The following is a 1,639-nucleotide window of genomic DNA, read 5'->3' as shown; positions in this document are numbered from 1 at the left end:
CTAGATGCTATGTGGGAGGGCAGTGACAGAAGCCCGACTGGAGTAAAACGGAGTTGCACACTCGTTTTCTCCGAAGGAGCACGCATATGAATACGCCTGACACAGCCCTCCGTGGACAGGATACGACGGCAGCTGGCCGCCTGTACATGGCCTTTGAACTGGGTGAGAAGAACTGGAAGCTTTCGCTGGGTGATGGCCAGCGTGCGCCCAGCCACTGCACGGTTATCGCGGGTGACACCACGGCGGTTCTCACCAGCATCGCGAACGCCAGGGTGCGCTGCCATCTCACTGCCGACGCACCGGTCTACAGCTGCTATGAGGCGGGTCGCGACGGGTTCTGGCTGCACCGCTGGCTGACGGAACAGGGTATCGTCAATCTCGTGGTGGATTCGGCCAGTATCGAGGTGAACCGGCGTGCCCGTCGAGCGAAGACGGACCGGCTTGACAGCGACAAGCTGCTGTCGATGCTGATGCGCTACCACGCCGGCGAGCAAAGGGTATGGGCGGTTGCCCGGATTCCCACGCCGGAGCAGGAGGACGACCGCCGCCTGCACCGAGAACTTGAACGTCTGCGGCACGAGCGTACCGCGCATACGAACCGTATCCGCTCCCTGCTGGTGCTGCACAACCTGCGCGTCCGGAATATCGGTGGCCGCGTCTGGTCGCGCAGCTGGGCCCAGCTGCGCGAGTCCGTCGCACCGGGCCTGCGCGCCGAGATTGAGCGCGAATGCGAGCGGCTGGAACTGGTACGCAAGCAGGTCCGTCTGCTCGAAACACAGCAGGAGCAGCAGGTACGCAGTGGCGCACATCCCGCCATGACGATGCTCGCACAGCTCGCTGGCATCGGTACGGGCAGCGCATGGACGCTGGTCCAGGAACTGTTCGGGTGGCGCAAGTTTCGCAATCGCCGGGAACTTGCCGGCTGCCTGGGCCTGACACCCACGCCCTTCGCCAGCGGCACCAGTGAGATTGAACAGGGTATCAGCAAGGCGGGCAACCGCCGATGCCGGTGGCTGCTGGTCGAGCTTGCATGGAGCTGGTTGCGCCTGCAGCCCGACAGCCAGCTCAGTCACTGGTTCAACAAGCGTTTTGCCGGCACGGGCAAGCGGCTGCGGCGCATCGGTATCGTGGCGCTCGCCCGACGTCTGGCCATCGCCCTGTGGCGCTTGCTCGAGCACGGTGAGATTCCCGCTGGAGCCAGACTCAAGCCGCGGGAAGCCATATGGTGAGTGACTGAACCATCCAGATGCAGTGACAGCATACAAGGTCAACGCGCCCGAAACAGACTCGGGCCACCCATTGCGGGCGGCCGTTTCCCTAGATGGGGCGCGTCGGTAACAGGGTGACGCCAGCGCTTGCAGCAAGCGCATGAGGCATGAGGTGACCGGCCTGCCAGGCCGGCACGGATAGAAGGTCGACCCGGCATTGAGCGGTCAACAGACACCCTGACCTGAGTGACATTGACATGCCAGACTGCAAATGGTGTAGGTCATCAGCGTCGCAACCTGCGAATCACAGGTCGTCTGCCGCCTCTCCAAGTCTGGTCGTAGCAGGCGACAGGTAAGGAACATTACTTTGCATGACGAAATGTATATCTCAGACGGGGCTTGACTTCTGACTCCCCATAGAAGGGTCTGTT

General features: G+C 62.6%; 1 protein-coding gene. It reads left to right on the top strand.

The genetic code is table 11. The features are described from left to right. Nucleotides 1-86: 86 nt before the first annotated feature. Nucleotides 87-1,229 (top strand): IS110 family transposase, encoded by a 1,143-nt coding sequence (locus DID96_RS37600; RefSeq protein ID WP_124604358.1) that lies wholly within the window; start codon nucleotides 87-89, stop codon nucleotides 1,227-1,229. Nucleotides 1,230-1,639 lie beyond the last annotated feature (410 nt).

The sequence above is a fragment of the Burkholderia sp. Bp8963 genome (assembly GCF_003854275.1).
GTDB lineage: Bacteria > Pseudomonadota > Gammaproteobacteria > Burkholderiales > Burkholderiaceae > Burkholderia.
Note: the sequence above shows the minus strand (reverse complement) of the source record. Positions and strands in the feature narration are given on the sequence as shown.

Excerpts from the sequence above, each read along its gene's own strand:
- DID96_RS37600 (WP_124604358.1), top strand. The coding sequence starts at position 87 with ATGAATACGCCTGACACAGCCCTCCGTGGACAGGATACGACGGCAGCT.